This window comes from Bordetella sp., assembly GCF_051960075.1.
GTDB lineage: Bacteria > Pseudomonadota > Gammaproteobacteria > Burkholderiales > Burkholderiaceae_B > Bordetella.
Window position 1 is genome coordinate 1 of record NZ_JBQCER010000040.1, and the last position, 21,995, is coordinate 21,995.

The window sequence follows — 21,995 nt, forward strand, 5'->3', positions numbered from 1 at the left end:
GAGGTGCTCTCGGATGAAGGCTATGCCGTGATCGATACGGCGGAAGGATCCGCCGTGCTCGAACTCATTGCGCGTGAAAAGCCGGCACTGGTCCTGCTCGACATCTGGATGCCGGATACGGATGGCGTCACGCTGCTCAAGGAATGGCAACGCGATGGCCTGCTCACCATGCCCGTAATCATGATGTCCGGCCATGCCACCATCGACACCGCCGTCGAGGCCACTCGCATCGGCGCGATGGACTTCCTCGAAAAACCCATCACGCTGCAACGCCTGCTCAAGACCATCGAGGCCGGCTTGTCGCGTGGCCGCGCCCCGATCTATTCGGGCTCGGCTACCTCGGCCCAGGCGTCCATGGCGGTGCCGCTCGAAGACGAACTCGATCCGCCGTCTGCCGCGGCGTCGGCCGACGCGCAGCCGCAGGTGGGCAACGGCCAACTCGGCAATATCTCGCTCGATCAGCCGCTGCGCGACGCGCGCGATGCGTTCGAACGCATCTACTTCGAGTACCACCTGGTTCGCGAGAACCACAGCATGACTCGCGTTTCCGAGCGCACCGGCCTGGAACGCACCCATCTCTACCGCAAACTCAAGCAGCTCGGCATCGAATCGGCGCGCAAGCGCAGTTCGTAATATTTTTTTGCTTCGACCCTGCGGATGGGGGGCGTCCCGATCCAAAAGTTAGCGGCCACTCGCGCGCTCTTCCCGGGGAGAATCGCGCGTTTCGCATTCTGCGCAAAATGTCACGATTTCAGGCTTTTTTGTAATCATTGCGCCCCGTACTATCGAAGTGCAAGTCCATCCGCCGGGCACCCTGGAAGAACGAACACACCAGGCTTCAAGCCCCGGTAGGCCATTCCCCATAAGCTTCAAAGGAGACCGAGATGGAACAACTATCCTTCACCTCGTCGGCCCCCAATACCCTTGGGATTGAACTCGAGTTGCAGCTCATAGACCCGAGCACCTTCGATCTGACCGCAGCGTCGGACGACCTGCTGGCCCAGGTGGCCGACCATCCGATGGCCGATCGGATCAAGCCCGAAATCACCCGTTCGATGATCGAACTCAATTCGTCGGTGCATGATCACCCTGCCGGCCTGCTCGCCGAAATGCGCGAGATGCGCAATGTGGTGGTCGAGGCGGCCGACACGTTGGGCATCGCCATCGCCGGCGGCGGCGTTCACCCTTTCATGCGCTGGCAAGATTGCAGTATTCACGACAGTCCGCGCTTTCAGTACATCGCCGATACCTACGGCTACCTGGCGCGCCAGTTCACGGTGTTCGGCCAGCACATTCACCTGGGCACGACCTCGGGCGACGAGGCCATCGGGCTGGTGCGCGGCCTGTCGCCCTATGTGCCGCACTTCATCGCGCTGTCGGCGGCCTCGCCGTATTTCGAAGGCGTGGACACCCAATACGCATGCTGCCGCCTGAACGCGGTCAACAATTTTCCTCTGTCCGGCCACATGCCCGCAGGCGTGAGGGATTGGTACGGCTTCGAGGCGCATATCGCGCAGTTGCGCTCCACCGGCCTGGCCGAGAGCATCAAGGATCTGTACTGGGACATCCGCCCCAAGCCCGAATTCGGCACGGTGGAAATCCGTGTGTGCGACACGCCTCTGACGGTGGAGCGCGCCTGTCAGCTGGCGGCGTTCGCGCAAGCCTTGGCCGAGCAGGTCGCGCGCGACGGCGAACCGGCCGAAGCGGCCTGGATCGCCTATCGCAGCAATCACTTTCAGGCCTGCCGTTACGGCATGCACGGCGCCTATGTGACGCCCGACGGCGAGCGCGTGCGCCTGGGCGATCATTTGCGCGCGCTGCTGCAGCGGCTCATGCCCGTGGCCGATGAACTGGGCACGGCCGATATGCTGCAGACCCTGCGCGACGAACTGCAGCAGGGCGGCAACGACGCCCGTTGGCTGCGTTCGGAGTTCCACCGCCTGCGCGATCTGCCGGCGGTGGTGGCAGGCATGACGCGGCGTTGGCGCGGCGATGGCGCGCCAACGGGCGGTATGCTGACCGACAAGGCCAGCGGACATCGCCGGATACGGGCGCATACCGAACCCATATTGCATTGACGGGATAGGTGAACGCGACGGAGGAATGGCATACGATCTGACTGAGCATCTCCTCCTCATTCCCATGCCACCGGGGAGCGCGCATGATCGGCCTGCATCCCGACAACCAGCCGCCCGAGCTGGCGGACTACAACGTCTATGCCAGCGATCCAGCACTGCGCCGCGCGGTGCGGCGTTCCGGCGCCCGATGGCGCGAAACCGAGCTGACGCGACAGGGGGCGGAATACGGCGCCCAGGCCACGCTGCGCCTGGCCGAAGATGCCGATCGATATCTCCCCGAGCTGCGTACTCATTCGCCTTCGGGCGAACGCATCGATTTCGTGAAATTCCATCCGGCCTGGCACGAGATCATGCAGATCGCGCGGCACAACGGCCTCACCAATCTGCCGTACACGGACAGGCGCCCCTCCGCCTGGGCTGCCTACGGCGCGTCGGTCTATATGCACATTCAGATCGAGGCCGGCACCTCGTGCCCGACCACGATGACCAAGGCCAGCATTCCGTTGCTCCAGCGCAATCCGGCGCTGTTCGGCAGCATCTGGCCCAAGCTGGCGGACACGGTTCACGACCCGCGCGATATTGCGCTCGCCGGCAAGCGCTCCATGACGGTGGGCATGGGTATGACCGAGAAGCAAGGCGGCAGCGACCTGCGCACCAATGAGACGCTGGCCGCGCCCGTCGGCAGCGGCTCCTGGGGCGAAGAGTTTCGCCTCAACGGTCACAAATGGTTTTTCTCGGCGCCCATGTGCGATGCCCACCTGGTGCTGGCCAGAACGCGCGAGCGCGGGTTGTCGTGCTTTTACGTGCCGCGCTGGCAGCCGGACGGCAGCAGGAATCCCATCTACATTCAGCGTCTGAAGGAGAAAGTGGGCAACCGCTCCAACGCCAGCAGCGAGGTCGAGTTTCACGATACCTGGGGTGTGCTGGTCGGCGAGGAAGGCCGCGGCATCTCAACCATCATCGAGATGGCCACCTACACCCGCCTGGACATTGCGCTGGCCAGCGCCGGGCTCATCCGGCGCGCCTTCGTTCAGGCGCTGCATTACGCGCGCAACCGCCACGCCTTCGGCAAGGCGCTTGCCGACCAGCCCCTGATGCGCGAAGTGCTGGCCGACATGGCGCTGGAATCCGAGGCCGCGATGCTGTTGGCAATGGACCTTGCCGCCCGCTTCGGCTCGTCCGATGCACTGGACATGGCCTGGCAGCGCCTGGTGACGCCGGCGGCGAAGTTCTGGAACACCAAGCGCTCCGTTGCCCTCGCCGCGGAGGCGATGGAGGTCTTCGGCGGCAATGGCTACGTCGAAACCGGCCCGATGGGACGTCTGTACCGAGAGGCTCCTGTCAATTCGATCTGGGAGGGCTCGGGCAACGTCATGTGCCTGGACGTGCTGCGGGCCGTCTCCCGCTCGCCCGAGGACGTGCTGCGGGTGCTGGGTCATCTGCGGGATGTGGCGGCGGGCGAGCCCGTAGTGCGCGCGCAGGTCGAGCAGTTGCGCGCAGCGCTGCTGCAGCCTGTGCCGGACATTGAACGCGAGGCGCGGCGCCTGACGCAGAAGCTCGCGCTGTGCGTTCAGGCCGGCCTGATGCTGCAGCATGCCAGCTCGGCAGCCGCAGCGGCCTTTATCGGCAGCCGCTTCGATCCCGACTGGGGGGCGGTCTTCGGTGTCGGCGCCGCCGATGCGGCGGTGTTGCTGCGCGATGCCTGGGACGACACCACGAAGTCTATGTGATCGACAAAGGCAGTTCTTGAAAAGCCGCCTATTTCGCGCGCCTGCCGCCAATGGCGTCGAGCGAGATGTGGGTTTCGCCGCTGGCGCCGCGCCGCGCCGCGGCCCGCCAGGCATGGCCGTAGGCCACTTCGATGCTGAGTGCGATGCGGCCGTCCGGGCCGCGTTGCGCGCCCAGCGCCGCGCACAGGCGGTCGCGCCAGGCTCGGCCCGCGAGGCCGGCGCGCCGACCGATGGCGGGGTTGCCGCCCAAGGCCCACACGTCGGCCAGCAACTTGTCCGGCGTTTCGTAAGTCAGCGTGAGCGTCTCCTGGTCCATCACCGGATCGGTGTAGCCGTTCTCGATCAGCAGATCGCCGAAATCGTGCATATCCACGAAACCCGGCGTAGCGGTGCGCAGGCCGGCATCGTCCAGCGCCTGGCGCAGCTCGCGCAGCGTACCCGGACCCAGGCACGAGAACATGGCCAGTCCGTTCACGCGCAGCACGCGGCGCCACTCGGCCAGCGCCGCGTGCGGTTCGGGATGCCAGTGCAGGGCCAGGTTGGACCAGACCAGATCCAGCGATTCGGGTTCCAGGCCCGTGCCGGCCAGATCGGCCAGCACGTACCGGTTAGCGTTTTTTTTGCCGGACTCTTTGCCGATCAGCCGTCCCAGCCAAGTGCCCATGCCGGCGGGCTGGAAGCGCCTGCGCGCATGCGCCAGCAGAGGTTCGCAATGATCCAGGCCGATATAGCCGGCCTGCGGATAGCGTTCGCGCAGCAGGGCGAGGTTGTCGCCGGCGCCGCAGCCGGCATCGAGCATCAGCTTGGGATCGAGACGGATATAGGCCAGTCGTCCCAGCATGCGGCGTGCGATCTCGCCGTAGAGAAACTGCGCGCCGGACAGATCGCCGCGGCGGGCGAACTGGCGCTGCACGTGTGCAGGCGAAAGGGGCAGAGTGGGCGGTGTATCGGGCAGAGACATTTCTATCGCGCCTGGCCTGGCGGCTCGGCGATGGGCATGGTGTGATGCGGGCCGGTTGATTCCAGAGGAGCCGGCTCATGGCGCCTGGCACGGTCCGCGCGGCGCTTGTCCGCATTATCCCGCATCTCTGCGCTGCGGCCTGGGTCATGGCCCGGCAGGGTCTGAACCGGGCCGGGCGCGGCCTGCTCGCAGGCATCGGTTCGAACTGCCCCGTATGCGAAGGCGCGGCCCGCGCCGGCTTGCTGTGCGCGGCTTGCGCGCAAGCCGCGCTGAGGCAGTCGGCGGCGCGGCGATGTCCGCGCTGCGCCTTGCGTCTGGGCGCGACGCAGGCCGGCAAGCACGGCGGCCTGTGCGTCGATTGCGCCCTGCATCCGCCGGCCTTTGCGCACACCGTGACGGCCTTCGATTACGCGGATCCCTTCAATACGCTGATCGCCCGGTACAAGGGTGCGCGCCGCCACGTCGTGGCCAGCGCCCTGGCGCAGGCGCTGGAGCAAGCCGTGCGCATCGAAGCGGCCGCGCGCGTCGGGTCGGCCATCGGGCCGTTGCCGATCGACGCCGTGGTCCCTGTTCCGGCCAGCCGCGCCTCCTTGAAGCAGCGCGGCTTCAATCCTGCCGGCGAATTGGCGCGCGGTATGTCGCGGCGCATGGCATTGCGGCTGCTGCGCGGCGTGCTGCGACGGCGCCACGAAGGCGCCGCGCGTCAGGCCAGCCTTATGCGGCGCGAGCGCGAGGCTGCGGCGCTGGACGCCTACGTCTGCGCGCGGCGGCTCGACGGGTTGCGCATTGCCCTCGTGGACGATGTGATGACCACCGGCAGCACGGCCGATGCTGCGGCGCGGGCGCTGCTGGCCGCGGGGGCGGCCAGCGTCACGGTATGGGTCGCGGCGCGCACGCCCCGATCACTTTGAGATAATGGCGGCATGTTCCACGTCGTCCTCGTCTGCCCCGAAATTCCGCCCAACACGGGCAATGCCATACGGTTATGCGCCAATACCGGCGCGCAGTTGCATCTGGTACGGCCCCTGGGCTTCGATCTGGATGATGCCAAGCTGCGCCGCGCCGGGCTGGACTATCACGAGTGGCAGCCCGTGCAGGTGCACGACAGCCTGCCGCTCGCCCTGCAGGCCACGGGCGCGCCCGCTGCGCGCCGCTTCGCCATGACGACCCGCGCCGAACTGCGCGTTGGCGAGGTGGCTTTCCAGCCGGGAGACGTGTTCGTGTTCGGCCGCGAAACGGCGGGTCTGTCGGCCGAGCATCTGGCCATGTTCGAGCCGCCGCAGCGCTTGCGCCTGCCCATGCGGGCCGGCCAGCGCAGCCTGAATCTGTCGAACGCGGTGGCGGTGACGGTATTCGAAGCCTGGCGCCAGCAGGGCTATGCGGGCGGCATTTAATTGATGCTGTAGCCGCGGCCTTTCATGCAGGCGCCGATGGCGCGCGAGTACGACGAGGTCTGCGCGCCGGTGGTCCATTGCGAAGCCTGCGCGGGGTCGTAGCCGCTTTGATTGGAGGCCCAGCGTTCGCAAGCGGCGCGGTCTCCGGCCTGTTGGGCTGCGCTCTGGTTATGCAGCGGGTAGGCGATCACGTCGTTCGAGGCGACCTGAGGCTGCGGCGGCGCGACCACCACCGGCGGCGTGGAATAGACCACGGGCGGGGGGTAATACGCAGGCGGCGCATAGACCACGGGCGGCGGTCCGTAGAAGGGCGCCGGGTACACATACGTGGGTTCGCTCAAGGCCATGAAGGTGCCCGCGGCGGCCAGGCCCACGGCCGCGCCGATGACGAAACCGCCGCCGTGATGGTGGTAGTAGCCCCCCCGGCCCCAGGCGCCGGCAGTGCCGCAGGCGGTGCCCAAGCCGAGGGCCAGCGCCAGGGCGGCGGTTTTGAAAACGATGGGTCTCATGTCGGTCTCCGCACGATGGCGTGCGCGCAGGGCACGCAGTGCATCAAATCTAATTTACTCCTGATCGGCCTCGGGCCTGTTTCAGGATTCGTGCCGCGCTTCGCGCGCCAGCAGCGACGACACGGCCGTGACCGGAGCCACGCCGTCGAACAGCACCGCGCAGACGGCCTCGGTGATCGGCAGCTCCACGCGCAGTTGGCGCGCCCGCGCGAGCACGGCGCGCGCGCAGCGCACGCCCTCTGCGGTCATGCCGCTGGCCAGGATGTCGGCCAGCGCGCGGCCGGCGCCGATTTCCAGGCCTACACGGCGGTTGCGCGAGAGATCGCCTGTGGCGGTCAGCACCAGGTCCCCCAGGCCCGTGAGCCCAGAGAAGGTTTCGGCCTGGGCGCCCAGCGCCTGGCCGAATCGGGTGATCTCCGCCAGACCGCGGGTGATCAGCGCCGCGCGGGCATTGGTGCCCAGGCGCAGGCCGTCGGCGATGCCGCAGGCTACGGCGATGACGTTTTTGAGCGCGCCGCCCACTTCCACGCCGATGACGTCGGCGCTGGCATACACGCGCATCGGCCCGCCATGCAGGGCCGCGATCGTCATTTCGCGCACGGCGGATTCGGTGCTGGCGATGGTGAGCGCCACAGGCAGGCCTTGCGCCACTTCGCGGGCGAACGACGGGCCGGAAAGCACGCCGCCGCGCCAGCCCTCGGGCAGAACAGCCTGAGCGATTTCATGCGGCAGGCGCGACGTGCTTTCTTCGAAACCCTTGCAGGTCCAGACGATCGGTACGTCGGCCAGGTGCAGGGCGGGCAGGCGGTGCGCCAACGTGCGAAAGGTCTGGTCCAGCCCTGCCACCGGCACGCCCAGTATGATCAGCCCGCGGGTCGGATCGTTCTGCAGAAAGGCCAGTGCGGCGTCCAGATCGCTGCTGACGCCGAGCGATTCGGGTAGGGAAACACCCGGCAGATATCGCTGGTTTTCGTGCGCATGCGCAGTGGCTTGCGCCAGGGCGGCATCTCGCGCCCAGAGCAGGGTGGGGTGGCGCCGTGCGGCCGCGGCGGCCAGCGCGGTGCCCCAGCTGCCCGCGCCCAGCACGGCGACGCGCAAGGCGGCAGGCGTGTCCATGACGACCTGGGCGGCTTACTGGCGCGTGGCGCCCGGCGGCAGGATGATGCCGGAGTCGTTGCCGTCGGCGGCATCGCCTTGCTGCTGGAGCTGGGCGATCTGCTGCTCGTACAGCGCCTGGAAGTTGACTTCGGCCAGATGCAGCGGGGGCAGAGACGTGCGGGTGATGGCGTCGGCCACATTGGCGCGCAGGTAGGGATAGACCATGGTCGGGCACACGATGCCCAGGATGGGGTCCATCTGCTCGACCGGAATGTTGGCCAGTTCGAAAATGGCGGCCTGGGTGGCCTCGACCAGATACAGCACCTTGTCGTTGATGCGGGTGGTGACGGTGGCGGTGACGGTCGATTCGAACACCGTCTCGGCCAGCCGCTGACCGCCGACATTGACGCTGACTTCGACCTGGGGCGTTTCCTGCTCCAGGAAGACGTGCGGCGCATTGGGCATTTCCAGCGAGAGGTCCTTCAAGTAGACGCGCTGCATGTTGAAGGCAGGTGCATCGGATTCTTGCTGGGTGTTTTGAGCGTCGGCCATGAAAGTTCCGTTGAGGTGTGAGGCGATGAAAGAGGGATGTTTTGCGGGATCAGCCGTTGAGCAGCGGCAGCAGGCCGTCCCGGCGGTCCAGGGCGACCAGGTCGTCGCAGCCGCCGACGTGGGTCGCCCCGATATAGATCTGCGGCACGGTGCGCCGGCCGGTGCGCTCGATCATGGCCTGGCGTTGAGCGGGGTCATGGTCGATGCGGATCTTTTCCAGATCGGTCACGCCGCGCGCCTTGAGCAGGGCTTCGGCGCGCTGGCAGTAGGGACAGTAGTCCGTGCTGTACATGACGACTTTTTGCATGATGCGCGTGCCTCGGTGGAGGAATCAGCTTTTTTGGGTAACGGGAAGGCCGGCCGAGAACCAGGCCTTCATGCCGCCCTGCAGCGCCTTGGCGTCGGCATAGCCCTGGGCGCGCAGACGCGCGGCGATGCGCGGCGCGTCCCGGCCTTGTTCGCACACCAGGATGAGGGGCTTGTTCTTGGGCAGGCTGGAGACCTTCTGCTCGACGTCGGCGGCCGGCAGGCTGCGGGCCTGCGCGATATGGCCGGCCTGGAACTGCTCGGCCGGGCGCACGTCGACCCAGACCGCCTGCTGCTGGTTGCTCATTTGAATGGCTTCGGAGGTGCTCAGTCCACCGCCCGAACGCGCGTTGCGCAGGTTCGGAAAAGCCAGCATCGCACCCGAGACGACGGCGACGATGACGAAGAAAATATTGCCCTTTTCGAGCAGGAAATGCAGAAGGTCCACGAAGTTCACGGCAGGGCTATCCCGAAATTAGTTACGCATGCGCAAGGCGAAAGATCCTTGGGCAAAGCAGTCAATTATAAAATGAGGAGATTACAGGTTCTACCTGACCGGATTTTCCACCCGAATTTCAAACGATTTCCGCGTCCGGCGCGGCCCCTACCATGCACAAACTCGTTCTGATGCGCCATGGCGAAAGCCAATGGAACCTCGAAAACCGCTTTACCGGCTGGACCGATGTCGATCTTACCGACCTGGGCCGCGAGCAGGCCCGCCAGGCCGGGCTGCTGCTCAAGAAAGAGGGCTACGCCTTCGACTTGGCTTTCACCTCGGTGCTCAAGCGTGCCATCCGCACACTCTGGATCGCGCTGGACGCCATGGATGCCATGTACACCCCGGTGGGCAATACCTGGCGTCTGAACGAACGCCACTACGGCGCTTTGCAGGGCTTGAACAAGGCCGAAACCGCCGCAAAGTTCGGCGACGAACAGGTGCTGATCTGGCGCCGCGCTTACGCAATCGCGCCCGATGCGCTGAGCAGCGACGATCCGCGCCATCCGCGCTTCGATCCGCGCTATGCCCGCGTGCCGGCCGACGAGCTTCCCGCCACCGAGTGCCTGCAAGACACCGTGGCCCGTGTGCTGCCTTTCTGGAACGATTCCATCGCGCCGGCAATCCGCGCCGGACGCAAGGTGCTGGTCGCCGCTCACGGCAACAGTCTGCGCGCGCTCATCAAGTATCTGGACAATATGTCCGAGGACGATATCGTCGGCTTGAATATCCCCACCGGCCAGCCGTTGGTGTACGAACTCGACGACGATCTCAAGCCTATCCGTCACTATTATCTGGGCGATCCTGCCGAAATCGAAGCGGCCATGGCCGCCGTGGCCGCGCAGGGCAAGGCCAAGAAATAAGCGGACGGACGACGATGCGCGCGATGGCAGGATGCACCTGGGCGGCCGCGCTGGCGCTGGCCGCTGCTTGCGCTCGCGCGGCCCCGCCCGCAGCCGATCTGGCCAGCCAGCAGACCCAGGCCGAGCAGAAGCAGGCCACATTGCGCGAACGCATCCACGTCCTACAGAAAGACATCGACGCGCGCGAGGCGGTGCGCAAAGACGCCGCCGACGCGCTGCGCGAGTCGGAAAGCGCCATCTCCCGCATCGATCTGCAACTGCGCAATCTGGGCGCGGCCCAGCGGCGCGCGCAATCCGATCTGTCCGACATCGAGAGGCAGATCACGGCCGAGCAGGTCGTATTGGCTCAGCGCCGCGAAGAGCTGGCTCGCCAGCTGCGCGCCGAATACGCCAGCGGCCTGTCGCCCTGGGCGGCCTTGCTCGCGGGCGGCGATCCGCAGCAACTGGGCCGCAACCTGGGCTACCTGGATTTCGTCTCCCAAGCGCGTGCGCGCGCCCTGACCGCGCTGCGCGCCGAGCTCGATCGCATGGCCCAACTGCAAACTGCAGCGGCCAACCGCCGCGCCGAGCTGGCGCGCGTGGCTACCGAGACCGCCGCGCAGAAAACCAAGCTTCTGGCGGAGCAGAAAGATCGCGCCGGCGTGCTGGCCCGCATCGAGGGCCAGCTTCAGGCCCAGCGCGCCGAAGCCGGCAAACTGGGGCGCGACGACCAGCGCATGACGCACCTGATCGACGACCTGCAGGTCGCCATCGCCCGCCAGGCCGCCGAGGAAGCGCGCCGGGCCGAAGAAGCCCGCAAGGCGGAAATCGCGCGCAAGGCCGAGCAGGCCCGGCAGGCCGAGCAGGCCCGCCAGGCTGAGATCGCGCGCAAGGCACAGCAGGCCAGGCAGGCGCAACTGGCCGCCGAGCAGGCGCGCCGCACGGCGGCGGCCGCTGCCAGCGCGAATAACGACACCGCGCAGGAAACCCCCAGCGGCTTGCAGTCGCGCCTGACCGAATCGAGCACGCCGCGCCTGACGCCGCCCGCATTGTTGCAGCAGGCTCGGCCGCAACAGCCTGAGACGGCGCGGCCGCAGCAGCCGGCCCGGCCGCCCGTCGCCGTCGCCCAGCAAAACGGCGCCGATGACACCGAGTCGCCCGTCCATGGGCCCCACGTCACCGGCTCGGGCCTCAAGCACGGCCTGATGATGCCGGTGGCCGGCGGCGTGCCCCAGGGCCGCTTCGGCCTGGGCCGCCCCGACGGCGGCGTCTGGCGCGGGATCGTGCTGCGTGCGCCCGCGGGCACGCCGGTCAGGTCGGTGGCCGCCGGCGTGGTGGTCTACGCCGACTGGCTGCGGGGTTTCGGCAACCTCATGATCGTCGACAACGGCCAGCACTACATGACGGTCTACGGCTACAACCAGAGCCTGCTCAAGCACGTGGGCGACCCGGTCGCCGCCGGCGACGTGATCGCCACGGTGGGCGCCACGGGCGGGCAGGTGGAATCGGGCCTATACTTCGAAATTCGCTACCAAGGCAGGCCGGTCGATCCGGCGCAGTGGCTGGCCCAGTAGGCCTCGGGCCCCCCAACTCAGGAAGTGTGCATGAGCACCAGCAAGCGCAACGAAGCATCTCCCGGTCAAGACTCCCGCATCGAACCTGCGCGCCGCACATGGCGTAGCGTCGGACTGATCGCAACAGGGGCAGTGGCCGGCATTCTGTTCAGTGTCGGCATTACCGCTTTTGCGCAAAAGGCCACCGCGCCGCTGCCGCTCGACGAGCTGCGACAGCTCAGCAGCGTGTTCGCCGCCATCAAGGACAACTACGTCGAACCGATCAGCGACAAGAAGCTGATCGATAACGCCATCGCGGGCATGGTGAACAACCTCGATCCGCATTCGGCCTACCTCGACGCCGAAGATTACCGCGACATGCAGAACACCACCCAGGGCGAATTCGGCGGCCTGGGCATCGAGGTCGGCGCCGACAGCGGCTTCGTCAAGGTGATCTCGCCCATCGAGGGCACGCCGGCCGCGCGCGCGGGCATCCTGGCGGGCGACCTCATCACCAAGATCGACGACAACCCCACCAAGGGCATGTCGCTGAACGACGCGGTCAAGCTCATGCGCGGCGCGCCCAATACGTCGATCACGCTGACCATCATGCGCGCCGACCAGGCGCAGCCCATCGTCGTCAAGATCGTGCGCGAGATCATCAAGGTCAAGAGCGTGCGCAGCAAAATGCTGCCCGGCGGCGTGGCCTATGTGCGCATCGCGCAGTTCCAGGAGCGCACCGGCGTCGACCTGGTCAAGAACCTGAAGGACCTCGGCGCCAAGGGCGCGCCCAAGGGCCTGATCCTGGATCTGCGCAACGATCCGGGCGGCCTGCTGACCAGCGCCATCGGCACGGCCGGGGCCTTCCTGCCTCCCGACTCGCTGATCGTGTCCACCAAGGGCCGCGCGCCCGACGCCAGCCACAAGTATCTGGCCGTGCCCAGCGAATACGCCCGCGGCGAAGGCAACTACCTGGACGATGTGCCCGGCTGGGCCAAGACGGTGCCTATGGTGGTGCTGATCAACATCGGCTCGGCCTCGGCCTCCGAAATCGTGGCCGGCGCGCTGCAGGACTACAAGCGCGCCAAGCTCATGGGCAACCGCAGCTTCGGCAAGGGTTCGGTGCAGGTCATCCTCCCCTTGTCGCAAGACACGGCCATCAAGCTCACCACCTCGCGCTACTACACGCCCAAAGACCGCTCCATCCAGAACATCGGCATCACGCCCGACTACGTCGTGTCCGACACCGCTCAGGGCGATCTTTTCCGCCTGCCGCGCGAGGCCGATCTGCAGCATCACCTGAGCAATACGCAGACCACGAGCGAAATCAAGGGCGATGAAACGTCGAGCGCCCTGCTGCCAGCCACCAAGATATTCGAGTTTGGCAGCAAGGACGACTTCCAGCTGCAGCAGGCCGAGGATCTGCTGGCCGGCAAGCCTGTCAATTCGGGTGTGCTGTCCGCGGGCAAGAACGACACGACGGTCGGCAGCGCCGCCTCCGCCGTCAAGCCTGTCGACACCAAGGGTGCGCAACGGATGAAGATCACGCCGACGGGTGTCGTGCCCGAATCGGCGCCGGTGCTCGTGCCTCCGTCGGCGGAGCCCGCCAAGTAATCGTCCAAGAGGCCCAGTCAACGACTGGGCCTTTTTTTGCCGCCGGGCCGCCCCTAGGCAAAAACGGCCTCCTGGGGGGGCAGCAAGCCGAAGGCGCCGTGTGGGGCGCTTCTAGTTTTACGAGTGTTTTCATGAACGATCAGCAACTGCTGCGCTATGCCCGCCATATCTTGCTCGACGAGCTGGGCATCGAAGGGCAGGAGAAACTGCTCGCCGCGCATGCATTGGTCGTCGGCGCGGGCGGCCTCGGTTCGCCGGCAGCCTTGTATCTCGCCGCCTCCGGCGTGGGCCGCATGACTTTGGCCGACGACGATAAGGTCGAGCTCAGCAATCTCCAGCGCCAGATCCTGCACACCACGGCCAGCTTGGGCAGGCCCAAGGCCGAATCGGGCCGCGACATGCTGGCCGCGTTCAATCCCGAGATCCGGGTCGATGCCCGTGTTGCGCGTTTGCAGGACGACGCCCTGGACGAGGCGGTCGCCGCGGCCGACATCGTGCTCGATTGCTCCGACAATTTCACGACCCGCCACGCGATCAACCGCGCCTGCGTACATCACCGCAAACCACTGGTGTCCGGCGCGGCGATCGGCTTCGACGGCCAGATCAGCGTCTACGATCTGCGCGCGAGCGATGCGCCCTGCTATCACTGCCTGTTTCCCGAAGAGGCCGATGACGCCGATGAGCGCACCTGTGCGACGACGGGCGTCTTCGCGCCGCTGGTAGGCATCATCGGCAGCATGCAGGCGGCCGAGGCGATGAAGGTGCTGATGGGTCTGGGCGAACCGCTGGTGGGGCGCCTGCTGCAGCTGGACGCGCTGACGATGCAGTGGCATACCGTCAGGTTCCGACGCGATGCCGCATGCCCGGTCTGCGGGCATCGCGCGTCTTCTGGCTAAAACCCGCATGGCGGCCGCACCCGAGGGCGGCCGCCATGCAGGCGCTTAGCGCCCTGCCGGCGCGAGCCGGCCTGCCGCCGGGCGCCACAGGCGCAGTGCCAGCGAACCCAGCGCGGCGAAGGCGGCGAGCAGGGTGACGCCCTGCCAGTGCCAGTGCGCCAGCGCCGCATTGCCCAAGGCCGATCCCGTCGACATACCGATGAACATGCCGGTGAGCAGTATGGCGTTGAGTCGGCTGCGCGAGGCGTGATCCAGACCGAATACGATCGTCTGGTGCGAAATCAACGCGCTTTGTATGCCCAGGTCGAAGACGACGGCGCCGATGCCCAGCGCCCACAGGGCGGCATGAGGCTGCAACCCGCTGCCGAGGAACAGGCCGACGAAGGCAAGGACCGTCAGGCCGGCGCCCAGTCGGGTAACGGGCTCGGGGCCGCGGCGATCGGCGACGCGGCCGGCCAGGGGGGCGGCCAGGGCACCCGCAGCGCCCGCCAGGCCGAAGGCGCCGGCAATGCTGGAACCCAGATGGAAGGGGGCATCGTGCAGCATGACCGCCAGGGTGGACCAGAACGCGCTGAATGCCACGCAGAGCAGGCCTTGTGCCAGGGTAGCCCGGCGCAGCGCCGGATATTGCTTCCACAGTGTGAGCAGCGATGCCAGCAGCCGGCCGTAGGACATCTGCGCGGTGGGCGTGAAGCGCGGAAGCTTGCGCCACATGGCCGCGGCCATGGCCAGAACGGCGATGGCCGCCAGGCCGAACATGGTGCGCCAGCCCAGGTATTCGGCAATGAAGCCGCTGGCCACGCGCGACAGCAGGAGGCCCAGCAGCAGCCCTGTCATGACGCTGCCGACGATGTGGCCGCGCCGTGCCGGGGGCGCCAGCGTGGCGGCGGCAGGCACGATGTCCTGCGCGACCGTGGCCACCAGGCCGAGGGCGAAGCTGGCGGCCAGCATCAGGGCGAGCGAGGGCGCCAGGCTGGAGGCAACTAGCGTTGCGGCCAGCAGCAGCGCCTTGACCAGAATGACCCGGCGGCGGTCGTGGCGGTCGCCCAGCGGGGCCAGCAGCAGCGTGCCGAAGGCGTAGCCCAGCTGCGTCAGCGTGGGAATCCAGCCCAGGGCCTGGTCGCTGGCGTGCAGGTCCGCGCCGAGAATGCCAAGCAGGGGCTGACTGTAGTAGATCGACGCCACACTGAGGCCGGTGCCCAGGGCCAACAGCAGCACCATGCCGCGTGAAATGTCGGATGGTGATGCGTCACGCGCATGTAAATTTGGCGCAGGGGACATGAAAAACTCCTTGAAAATCTTCAAATATCCGAAAGATGACGCATTGTCCTGCAAGTCGGTTTGATTTTGTAGCAGCATAAAGCGCAGATTGGTTATACGATTTACGTATGACAAATGATGCCTTGAATTTGACCGGCGGCGCCGATCGCATGCTGCTCATCGAAACCTTCGTGCGCATCGTCGAGGCGGGCAGTCTCTCGGCAGCGGCCGATCAGCTCGGCAGCACACAGCCCACGATCAGCCGCCGGCTGCAGACGCTGGAGCGAACGCTGGGCGTGCGTCTGCTGCAACGCTCGACCCATGCCATGAAGCTCACCGAAGATGGCAGGCGCTGTTACGAGCGCGCCAAAGAGCTGATCTCGACCTGGCATGTGTTCGAGAGCGACGTGCGCGGCGACAGCGAAGAGCCGGTCGGCCTGCTGCGGGTCGTGGCACCCCATGCCTTCGGGCAGCAGCAGCTGATCGGGCCGCTGGCGGCCTATCTGCGGCGCTATCCCAAGGTGCGGGTGGAATGGCTGCTGCACGATCGCCAGCCGGATTTCATCGCCGAAGGCGTGGACTGCGCGATTCGCGTCGGCGCGGTGCAGGACTCGTCCATGGTGGCCCTGCCCCTGGGCGAGGTGCAGCGCTCGGTGGTGGCCTCGCCGGACCTGCTGGGCGAGGCGCCCCTGCCTCGCGACGCCGCGGACCTGTCGCGCCTGCCCTGGTTGTCGCTGCGCACTTTCTACCGCAGCGGCGTGCAGCTGACGCATTGCCATGCCGGCGAGGTCCAGTCCCTGGACATCCAGCCGCGCCTGTACGTGGACAACGTCTTCGCCTTGCGCAACGCTGCAATGCAGGGCCTGGGCGCGGCCGTGATCTCGTCCTGGCTGGTCGCCGACGACCTGGCCGCGGGCAGGCTGATACACCTGGCGCCGCAGTGGGACGTGGCGGCGCTGCCGGTGTATCTGATCTATCCACAGGCGCGCTTTCTGCCGGCGCGCCTGCGTCGGTTCATCGACCTGATGCGCGAATGCGCGCCTGCAGCGCTGGCAGGAGACCGCGCGCAGGTCTAGCTCACGCCTGGTGATAGATCTCGGAGCCCTTCTTCACGAACTCGATCGCCTTCTCCTGCATGCCCTTGTTCAAGGCGTCCTTCTCGGCCACGCCTTGCGATGCCGCGTAGTCGCGCACGTCCTGCGTGATCTTCATCGAGCAGAAGTGCGGGCCGCACATCGAGCAGAAGTGCGCCACTTTCATCGAGTCCTTGGGCAGGGTTTCATCGTGGAAGTCCTTGGCGGTGTCCGGATCCAGGCCCAGGTTGAACTGGTCGTCCCAGCGGAACTCGAAGCGCGCCTTCGACAGGGCATTGTCGCGAATTGCCGCGCCCGGGTGTCCCTTGGCGAGGTCGGCCGCGTGCGCCGCGATCTTGTAGGTAATGATGCCGTCCTTGACGTCCTTCTTGTTGGGCAGGCCCAGATGCTCCTTGGGCGTGACGTAGCACAGCATTGCCGTGCCGTACCAGCCGATCAGCGCCGCGCCGATGCCCGACGTGATGTGGTCGTAGCCCGGCGCGATGTCGGTGGTCAGCGGCCCGAGCGTGTAGAAGGGCGCTTCGTGGCAGTGCTCGAGCTGCAGCTCCATGTTCTCTTTGATCATCTGCATGGGCACGTGGCCCGGGCCCTCGATCATCACCTGCACGTCGTGCTTCCAGGCGACCTGCGTCAGTTCGCCCAGCGTCTTGAGCTCGGCGAATTGCGCTTCGTCGTTGGCGTCGTAGCCCGAGCCCGGACGCAGGCCATCGCCCAGCGAGAAGCTCACATCATAGGCCTTCATGATCTCGCAGATGTCTTCGAAGCGTTCGTACAGGAAGCTTTCCTTGTGATGCGCCAGGCACCACTTGGCCATGATCGAGCCGCCGCGCGAGACGATGCCCGTCATGCGGTCGGCCGTCATGGGGATGAAGGGCAGGCGCACGCCGGCATGGATGGTGAAGTAGTCCACACCCTGCTCGGCCTGCTCTATCAGCGTGTCGCGGAAGATTTCCCAGGTCAGCTCCTCGGCCTTGCCGTCGACCTTTTCCAGCGCTTGATAGATGGGCACGGTGCCGATGGGCACGGGCGAGTTGCGGATGATCCACTCGCGCGTTTCGTGGATGTGCTTGCCGGTGGAAAGATCCATCACCGTATCGCCGCCCCAGCGGATGGCCCAGGTCATCTTCTCGACCTCTTCGGCGATGCCCGAGCTTACGGCCGAGTTGCCGATGTTGGCGTTGATCTTGACCAGGAAATTGCGGCCGATGGCCATCGGTTCGATTTCGGGGTGGTTGATGTTGGCCGGGATGATGGCGCGGCCGCGGGCGATTTCGTCGCGCACGAACTCGGGCGTGATCGCGCCGGGCAGCGACGCGCCGAACGACTGGCCGGGATGCTGGCGCAAGAGGCGCTTGGCCATCTTCTCGCCTTCAGGGCCGAGGGCGCGCAGGCTTTCGATGTACTGCTCGCGGCGCAGGTTTTCGCGGATCGCGACGAATTCCATTTCTGGCGTGACGATGCCGCGGCGCGCGTAATGCATCTGCGACACGTTGGCGCCGGCCTTGGCGCGGCGCGGCGGGCGCTGCAGATCGAAGCGCATGGCGGTGAGCTTGGGGTCGGCCAGGCGTTCTTTGCCGTAATCGCTGGTGGGGCCGGCGAGCAGTTCGGTGTCGTTGCGCTCTTCGATCCACGCGCGGCGCAGTTCGGGCAGCCCCTTGCGGATGTCGATCTGCGCCGCGGGATCGGTGTAGGGGCCGCTGCAGTCGTAGACGGTCAGCGGCGGATTCTTCTCGCCGCCGAACATGGTGGGCGTGTCGGCCTGCTCGATCTCGCGAAACGGCACGCGGATATCGGGGCGCGAGCCGGTCTCGTACACCTTGCGCGACATGGGCAGCGGCGCGACGGCGGCGGCGTCGACTTCGGCGGTGGCGGCCAGGAATTTGGGATTGGCGTTCATGAGGGCTCCAGGAGTGGCACGCCTTGCAGGACGTGTTGCTGCGTTATGGAGCCGAGCGGGGATGGATTCCGGCCTGATGCGCACCTGTTGTTCGCGGCGCGCGAAATGGAAGGAATACGCTCCCAGCATCGGCATTATCCGTACTGGTGCGAAGGGACTGTCTCAACACGCCGCCGGATCGAACCGTCGGCGAGTACCCCTGCGTGAAAATTCAGGCCCCAGTATAAAACCTTCCTGCGAATTGCCGTTGCGTGGCATTACAAACTGGGTCCGCATGGGCCTGACGTCGATGCTGATGAGCCGGTAAACTCCTTCGATTCATTCCAACGATCTTCGTAACGCGCCATGCTTTTGAAATTACGCTCGTTCGCTCCTCTGCTGGGCGCCCTCATGGTGGCGCTCGCGGGTTGTCAGGTCGCGCCCCCCAATCCCGATTCTTCTGCCGAATCGTCGGCCCAGGCGCCCGATCAATCCGAATCGGGCGCGGCGCCGGGCAGTCAGGCTCCCGCTGCGGCCCCCAAACTCACGCCGGTGACGCACAGCCCCGCAACCTTCTTCATCGGCGAGACCCATTCGGCGCCGAATCTGACCGCGGTGAAAATGATCGACGGGACGCGTCTGTATCTGGAGCGCGAACCCGTGCTCAAGGGCGAAGACGTTTCCCAGGCCAACGATCTGGTCGACAAGCAGGGCAGGCACTTCATCGGCGTGCGATTTACCAAGGACGGCGCGAGCAAGCTCGCCGACGTCAGCGCCAAGAGCAAGGGCAAGCGGCTGGTGCTGATCATCAACGGCAGGGTCGAGGCGGCGCCGGTGATCGGCGAACAGCTCGATCACGGCGTGCTGGCGTTCGGCGTGCCCAGCGCGCTGGGCGCGGCCAGCCTGGCGGCGCGCATACGCGGCGAGCAGCCGCCCGGATTCAAGTTCAAGCAGGACATCAAGAAGGCGATCGAAGCAAAGGACGAGCACGAATCCACGCCCAAGGTCGAGCGCAAGGTTGTGCATAAAGTCGAACATAAGGTCGAGCACAAAGCCGAGCACAAAGTCGAGCACAAAGTCGAGCACAAAGTCGTGCGCAAGGTCGAACGCAAAGCCGCGCCTGTGCGCAAAACGGTGGTCAAGGCCAAGAGCAAGACCGAGCATGTGATCAAGCACGAGGCTCCCGCCGTGGCTCACACCACCGGAACCGCCGCCAAGCCCGAGAGCCCGGCCGCTGAAAAGAAACCGGAGCAGCCGGCGCAATAGCGCTTATTCGCAGTGACCGCCGCGCAAGAACCGCCGCGGCCGACGCCGCGGATCAGAGCACGACCAGATTGTCGCGGTGCATGAGCTCGGGATCGGTCATGTCGCCGAGTATGTCGGCGATCTTCGACGAGGGCTGGCGCACGATGCGCCGTGCGTCGGCCGACGAATAATTGACGATGCCGCGCGCGCATTCGCGGCCGTCCGAGTCCAGGCAGGCGACCACGTCGCCGCGCTCGAAATCGCCCTGCACTTCGGTCACGCCTATGGGCAGCAGGCTCTTGCCGTCTTGCAGCAGGGCGCGTGTCGCGCCCGCATCGAGCACCACGCGGCCGCGCGTGTGCAGGTGATCGGCCAGCCACTGTTTGCGCGCCGACCATACCGCCATCGATGCCTGCAGCTCCGTGCCGATGCATTCGCCCTGGGCCAGGCGCGTCAGCACATTGGGCTCGCGTCCCGAGGCGATTACCGTATGGGCGCCGCTGTGCGCCGCGCGCTTGGCCGCAAGCACCTTGGTGAGCATGCCGCCCTTGCCGATGCCGCTGCCCGCGCCGCCCGCCATGGCTTCCAGCGCGAGGTCGCCGGCCTGGGCGTGCGAGATGAACGCGGCATTCGGGTCCTTGCGCGGGTCGGCGCTGTACAGGCCGCGCTGATCGGTCAGGATGACCAGCGCGTCGGCTTCGATCAGATTGGTGACCAGGGCGCCCAGCGTATCGTTGTCGCCCAGTTTGATTTCGTCGGTGACCACCGTGTCGTTTTCGTTGACGATGGGCACCACGCCCAGTCGCAGCAGCGCGAACAGCGTCGAGCGCGCGTTCAGGTAGCGGCTGCGGTCGGCCATGTCTTCATGGGTGAGCAGCACCTGCGCGGTGCGCAGGCCGTGCGCGGCGAAGGCGGCTTCGTAGGCTTGGCACAGACCCATCTGGCCCACAGCCGCGGCGGCCTGCAGCTCGTGCATGGCGGTGGGGCGCTTGAGCCAGCCCAGGCGCGCCATGCCTTCGGCGATGGCGCCCGATGACACCAGCACCACCTGGCGGCCCTGCTGGCGCAGCGTGGCGATCTGTGCGGCCCAATGGGCAACGGCCTGGCGGTCCAGGCCTCGGCCTTCGTTGGTGACTAGCGATGAGCCGACCTTGGCGACCAGGCGGTCGGATGAGGCGATGACGGAAACAGTCATGATGATTGACCGTGTAGCGAGTGACGCGGGACCGGCCGGAAGGGCCGGCAAACCAGGAGCGGGATTATGGCTTATTCGTCGCCGGCGGGCGGCGGAGCGTCCGCGTCGCTGCGCGTGGTGTCGAAGCGCGGATCCTCGAACACATAGGTGCCGTCCTGCTTGTCCTGCTCGTCCTGTTCTTTGCGGCGCACGTCGTCGAGGTAGTCCTGCAGGGCCCAGATCAGGTCCTGGGTGCCCGCGCCGTCCAGGGCAGAGATCGCATGCACCGGCCCGTCCCAGCCGAATTCCTTGCAAAAGCGCTCCTGCGCGCCTTGCGGGTCGCTCACCATGTCGAGCTTGTTGAGCACCAGCCAGCGCGGCTTGGCAGCCAGCTCGGGGTCGTAGCGGCGCAGTTCTTCGACGATCGAACGCGCGTCCTGCACGGCGGCGGCAATGGCGTCGAATTCGGGATCGGGGTTGGAAATGTCGACCAGGTGCAGCAGCACGCGGGTGCGGGCCAGGTGGCGCAGGAACAGGTGGCCCAGGCCCGCGCCCTCGGATGCGCCTTCGATCAGGCCGGGAATGTCGGCCACGACGAAGCTGCGCTCGGCGGAGGTGCGCACCACGCCCAGGTTGGGGTGCAGCGTGGTGAAGGGGTAGTCGGCGATCTTGGGCCGCGCGTTGGAGATGCGGCTGATGAGGGTGGATTTGCCCGCGTTGGGCATGCCCAGCAGGCCTACGTCGGCCAGCACTTTCAGTTCCAGGCGCAGGCGGCGCTGTTCGCCTTCCTTGCCGGGAGTCCATTGCTTGGGGGCGCGGTTCACGCTGGACTTGAAGTGCAGGTTGCCCAGGCCGCCCTGGCCGCCGGCGGCCAGCGTGACTTTCTGGTTGTGGCGCGCCAGGTCGAAGAGGATTTCGCCGCTGTCGGCGTCATGCACGATGGTGCCCACGGGCACGCGCAGCGTGATGTCGGGGGCGGCGGCGCCGTACATGTCCGAGCCGCGGCCGTTTTCGCCGTTCTTGGCGCGATGCATGCGCGCGAAACGGAAGTCCACCAGGGTGTTGATGTTGCGGTCGGCGACGGCGAAGATGCTGCCGCCGCGCCCGCCGTCGCCGCCGTCGGGGCCGCCCTTGGGGATGAATTTTTCGCGGCGAAAGCTCGCCACGCCGTTGCCGCCTTTGCCGGCAATGACTTCAATGGTGGCTTCGTCGACGAATTTCATGGTGGTGGATTTGCTGTTTGGGGTTGCGTATTTGGGTTTTTGAGTCGGCTGTCGGGGGCCTCCCGGCTCGCGGGCTGGGCCGGCTCCGAAGAGT

At 66.6% G+C, this 21,995-nt stretch carries 21 protein-coding genes; 11 read left to right on the forward strand and 10 right to left on the reverse strand.

Annotation, left to right across the window (positions count from 1 at the left end; translation table 11 throughout):
• The 3 genes from ACTHJ1_RS04895 to ACTHJ1_RS04905 form a co-directional block, all read left to right on the forward strand.
• On the forward strand, positions 1–633 hold a 633-nt coding region (locus ACTHJ1_RS04895; protein ID WP_440188543.1), incomplete at its 5' end, for a response regulator.
• A 251-nt stretch (positions 634–884) separates the two neighbouring features.
• Positions 885–2,078, forward strand: a complete 1,194-nt coding sequence (locus ACTHJ1_RS04900) for a YbdK family carboxylate-amine ligase (RefSeq protein WP_440188546.1) — start codon at positions 885–887, stop codon at positions 2,076–2,078.
• A gap of 83 nt (positions 2,079–2,161) precedes the next feature.
• Entirely contained in the window at positions 2,162–3,808 is a 1,647-nt protein-coding gene (locus ACTHJ1_RS04905; RefSeq protein ID WP_440188549.1) for an acyl-CoA dehydrogenase family protein, read from the forward strand.
• A gap of 28 nt (positions 3,809–3,836) precedes the next feature.
• On the opposite strand, the gene ACTHJ1_RS04910 is transcribed toward ACTHJ1_RS04905, so the two are convergent.
• The gene (locus ACTHJ1_RS04910) at positions 3,837–4,769 is read right to left on the reverse strand and encodes a methyltransferase domain-containing protein (RefSeq protein WP_440188552.1); all 933 of its coding nucleotides are present in this window, start codon (positions 4,767–4,769) and stop codon (positions 3,837–3,839) included.
• A 77-nt stretch (positions 4,770–4,846) separates the two neighbouring features.
• Between ACTHJ1_RS04910 and ACTHJ1_RS04915 the strand changes: the two genes are divergently transcribed.
• Together ACTHJ1_RS04915 and ACTHJ1_RS04920 are read left to right on the forward strand one after the other, a co-directional pair.
• A complete protein-coding gene (locus tag ACTHJ1_RS04915; RefSeq protein ID WP_440188555.1) occupies positions 4,847–5,680 on the forward strand; it encodes a ComF family protein in 834 nt (277 codons plus the stop codon).
• Between the two features lie 12 nt (positions 5,681–5,692).
• Positions 5,693–6,163 (forward strand): tRNA (cytidine(34)-2'-O)-methyltransferase, encoded by a 471-nt coding sequence (locus ACTHJ1_RS04920; protein ID WP_440188558.1) that lies wholly within the window; start codon positions 5,693–5,695, stop codon positions 6,161–6,163.
• Here ACTHJ1_RS04920 and ACTHJ1_RS04925 read toward each other — a convergent pair.
• From ACTHJ1_RS04925 to ACTHJ1_RS04945, 5 genes are all read right to left on the reverse strand, one after another.
• Positions 6,160–6,672 carry a hypothetical protein gene (locus tag ACTHJ1_RS04925; RefSeq protein WP_440188561.1) on the reverse strand — a complete coding sequence of 171 codons (513 nt, stop codon included), beginning with the start codon at positions 6,670–6,672 and terminating at the stop codon, positions 6,160–6,162. The two genes, ACTHJ1_RS04920 and ACTHJ1_RS04925, sit on opposite strands and share 4 nt — an antisense overlap.
• An 81-nt stretch (positions 6,673–6,753) precedes the next feature.
• Entirely contained in the window at positions 6,754–7,788 is a 1,035-nt protein-coding gene (locus ACTHJ1_RS04930; protein ID WP_440188564.1) for an NAD(P)H-dependent glycerol-3-phosphate dehydrogenase, read from the reverse strand.
• A 15-nt stretch (positions 7,789–7,803) separates the two neighbouring features.
• Entirely contained in the window at positions 7,804–8,322 is a 519-nt protein-coding gene (gene secB / locus ACTHJ1_RS04935) for a protein-export chaperone SecB (protein ID WP_440188567.1), read from the reverse strand.
• A gap of 49 nt (positions 8,323–8,371) precedes the next feature.
• Positions 8,372–8,629, reverse strand: coding sequence for a glutaredoxin 3 (gene grxC, locus ACTHJ1_RS04940; protein ID WP_440188569.1), 258 nt, complete (start codon positions 8,627–8,629; stop codon positions 8,372–8,374).
• A 24-nt stretch (positions 8,630–8,653) separates the two neighbouring features.
• On the reverse strand, positions 8,654–9,076 hold the full coding sequence (locus tag ACTHJ1_RS04945) for a rhodanese-like domain-containing protein (protein WP_440188596.1): 423 nt from the start codon (positions 9,074–9,076) through the stop codon (positions 8,654–8,656).
• Positions 9,077–9,237: 161 nt separating this feature from the next.
• On the opposite strand from ACTHJ1_RS04945, the gene gpmA reads away from it, so the two are divergent.
• The 4 genes from gpmA to ACTHJ1_RS04965 all read left to right on the forward strand — a co-directional run bounded on the left by gpmA (position 9,238) and on the right by ACTHJ1_RS04965 (position 14,029).
• The gene (gene gpmA / locus ACTHJ1_RS04950; RefSeq protein ID WP_440188571.1) at positions 9,238–9,987 is read left to right on the forward strand and encodes a 2,3-diphosphoglycerate-dependent phosphoglycerate mutase; all 750 of its coding nucleotides are present in this window, start codon (positions 9,238–9,240) and stop codon (positions 9,985–9,987) included.
• A 14-nt stretch (positions 9,988–10,001) separates the two neighbouring features.
• Complete coding sequence (locus ACTHJ1_RS04955; protein WP_440188573.1) at positions 10,002–11,540, forward strand: murein hydrolase activator EnvC family protein; 1,539 nt, start codon at positions 10,002–10,004, stop codon at positions 11,538–11,540.
• A gap of 30 nt (positions 11,541–11,570) precedes the next feature.
• On the forward strand, positions 11,571–13,133 hold the full coding sequence (locus ACTHJ1_RS04960; RefSeq protein WP_440188575.1) for a S41 family peptidase: 1,563 nt from the start codon (positions 11,571–11,573) through the stop codon (positions 13,131–13,133).
• 131 nt (positions 13,134–13,264) lie between these two features.
• Positions 13,265–14,029 carry a HesA/MoeB/ThiF family protein gene (locus ACTHJ1_RS04965; RefSeq protein WP_440188577.1) on the forward strand — a complete coding sequence of 255 codons (765 nt, stop codon included), beginning with the start codon at positions 13,265–13,267 and terminating at the stop codon, positions 14,027–14,029.
• Between the two features lie 45 nt (positions 14,030–14,074).
• On the opposite strand, the gene ACTHJ1_RS04970 is transcribed toward ACTHJ1_RS04965, so the two are convergent.
• Complete coding sequence (locus ACTHJ1_RS04970; protein WP_440188579.1) at positions 14,075–15,310, reverse strand: MFS transporter; 1,236 nt, start codon at positions 15,308–15,310, stop codon at positions 14,075–14,077.
• Positions 15,311–15,417: 107 nt separating this feature from the next.
• Between ACTHJ1_RS04970 and ACTHJ1_RS04975 the strand changes: the two genes are divergently transcribed.
• On the forward strand, positions 15,418–16,365 hold the full coding sequence (locus ACTHJ1_RS04975) for a LysR family transcriptional regulator (protein ID WP_440188581.1): 948 nt from the start codon (positions 15,418–15,420) through the stop codon (positions 16,363–16,365).
• Position 16,366: 1 nt separating this feature from the next.
• Here the strand turns inward: ACTHJ1_RS04975 and thiC are convergent, their stop codons facing one another.
• Positions 16,367–18,280 (reverse strand): phosphomethylpyrimidine synthase ThiC, encoded by a 1,914-nt coding sequence (gene thiC / locus ACTHJ1_RS04980; RefSeq protein WP_440188584.1) that lies wholly within the window; start codon positions 18,278–18,280, stop codon positions 16,367–16,369.
• Positions 18,281–18,625: 345 nt separating this feature from the next.
• Between thiC and ACTHJ1_RS04985 the strand changes: the two genes are divergently transcribed.
• The gene (locus ACTHJ1_RS04985) at positions 18,626–19,525 is read left to right on the forward strand and encodes a SecDF P1 head subdomain-containing protein (RefSeq protein WP_440188587.1); all 900 of its coding nucleotides are present in this window, start codon (positions 18,626–18,628) and stop codon (positions 19,523–19,525) included.
• 52 nt (positions 19,526–19,577) lie between these two features.
• On the opposite strand, the gene proB is transcribed toward ACTHJ1_RS04985, so the two are convergent.
• Together proB and obgE are read right to left on the reverse strand one after the other, a co-directional pair.
• Entirely contained in the window at positions 19,578–20,699 is a 1,122-nt protein-coding gene (proB, locus tag ACTHJ1_RS04990) for a glutamate 5-kinase (RefSeq protein ID WP_440188590.1), read from the reverse strand.
• A 71-nt stretch (positions 20,700–20,770) separates the two neighbouring features.
• Positions 20,771–21,901 carry a GTPase ObgE gene (gene obgE, locus ACTHJ1_RS04995; protein ID WP_440188593.1) on the reverse strand — a complete coding sequence of 377 codons (1,131 nt, stop codon included), beginning with the start codon at positions 21,899–21,901 and terminating at the stop codon, positions 20,771–20,773.
• Between the last annotated feature and the right edge of the window lie 94 nt (positions 21,902–21,995).

Coding starts and splice junctions, on each gene's coding strand:
- ACTHJ1_RS04925 (WP_440188561.1), bottom strand. CDS start 6,672: ATGAGACCCATCGTTTTCAAAACCGCCGCCCTGGCGCTGGCCCTCGGC.
- ACTHJ1_RS04900 (WP_440188546.1), top strand. CDS start 885: ATGGAACAACTATCCTTCACCTCGTCGGCCCCCAATACCCTTGGGATT.
- ACTHJ1_RS04955 (WP_440188573.1), top strand. CDS start 10,002: ATGCGCGCGATGGCAGGATGCACCTGGGCGGCCGCGCTGGCGCTGGCC.
- ACTHJ1_RS04920 (WP_440188558.1), top strand. CDS start 5,693: ATGTTCCACGTCGTCCTCGTCTGCCCCGAAATTCCGCCCAACACGGGC.
- grxC (WP_440188569.1), bottom strand. CDS start 8,629: ATGCAAAAAGTCGTCATGTACAGCACGGACTACTGTCCCTACTGCCAG.
- obgE (WP_440188593.1), bottom strand. CDS start 21,901: ATGAAATTCGTCGACGAAGCCACCATTGAAGTCATTGCCGGCAAAGGC.
- secB (WP_440188567.1), bottom strand. CDS start 8,322: ATGGCCGACGCTCAAAACACCCAGCAAGAATCCGATGCACCTGCCTTC.
- ACTHJ1_RS04910 (WP_440188552.1), bottom strand. CDS start 4,769: ATGTCTCTGCCCGATACACCGCCCACTCTGCCCCTTTCGCCTGCACAC.
- proB (WP_440188590.1), bottom strand. CDS start 20,699: ATGACTGTTTCCGTCATCGCCTCATCCGACCGCCTGGTCGCCAAGGTC.
- ACTHJ1_RS04960 (WP_440188575.1), top strand. CDS start 11,571: ATGAGCACCAGCAAGCGCAACGAAGCATCTCCCGGTCAAGACTCCCGC.
- ACTHJ1_RS04965 (WP_440188577.1), top strand. CDS start 13,265: ATGAACGATCAGCAACTGCTGCGCTATGCCCGCCATATCTTGCTCGAC.
- ACTHJ1_RS04985 (WP_440188587.1), top strand. CDS start 18,626: ATGCTTTTGAAATTACGCTCGTTCGCTCCTCTGCTGGGCGCCCTCATG.
- ACTHJ1_RS04915 (WP_440188555.1), top strand. CDS start 4,847: ATGGCGCCTGGCACGGTCCGCGCGGCGCTTGTCCGCATTATCCCGCAT.
- ACTHJ1_RS04975 (WP_440188581.1), top strand. CDS start 15,418: ATGACAAATGATGCCTTGAATTTGACCGGCGGCGCCGATCGCATGCTG.
- ACTHJ1_RS04930 (WP_440188564.1), bottom strand. CDS start 7,788: ATGGACACGCCTGCCGCCTTGCGCGTCGCCGTGCTGGGCGCGGGCAGC.
- gpmA (WP_440188571.1), top strand. CDS start 9,238: ATGCACAAACTCGTTCTGATGCGCCATGGCGAAAGCCAATGGAACCTC.
- ACTHJ1_RS04905 (WP_440188549.1), top strand. CDS start 2,162: ATGATCGGCCTGCATCCCGACAACCAGCCGCCCGAGCTGGCGGACTAC.
- ACTHJ1_RS04970 (WP_440188579.1), bottom strand. CDS start 15,310: ATGTCCCCTGCGCCAAATTTACATGCGCGTGACGCATCACCATCCGAC.
- thiC (WP_440188584.1), bottom strand. CDS start 18,280: ATGAACGCCAATCCCAAATTCCTGGCCGCCACCGCCGAAGTCGACGCC.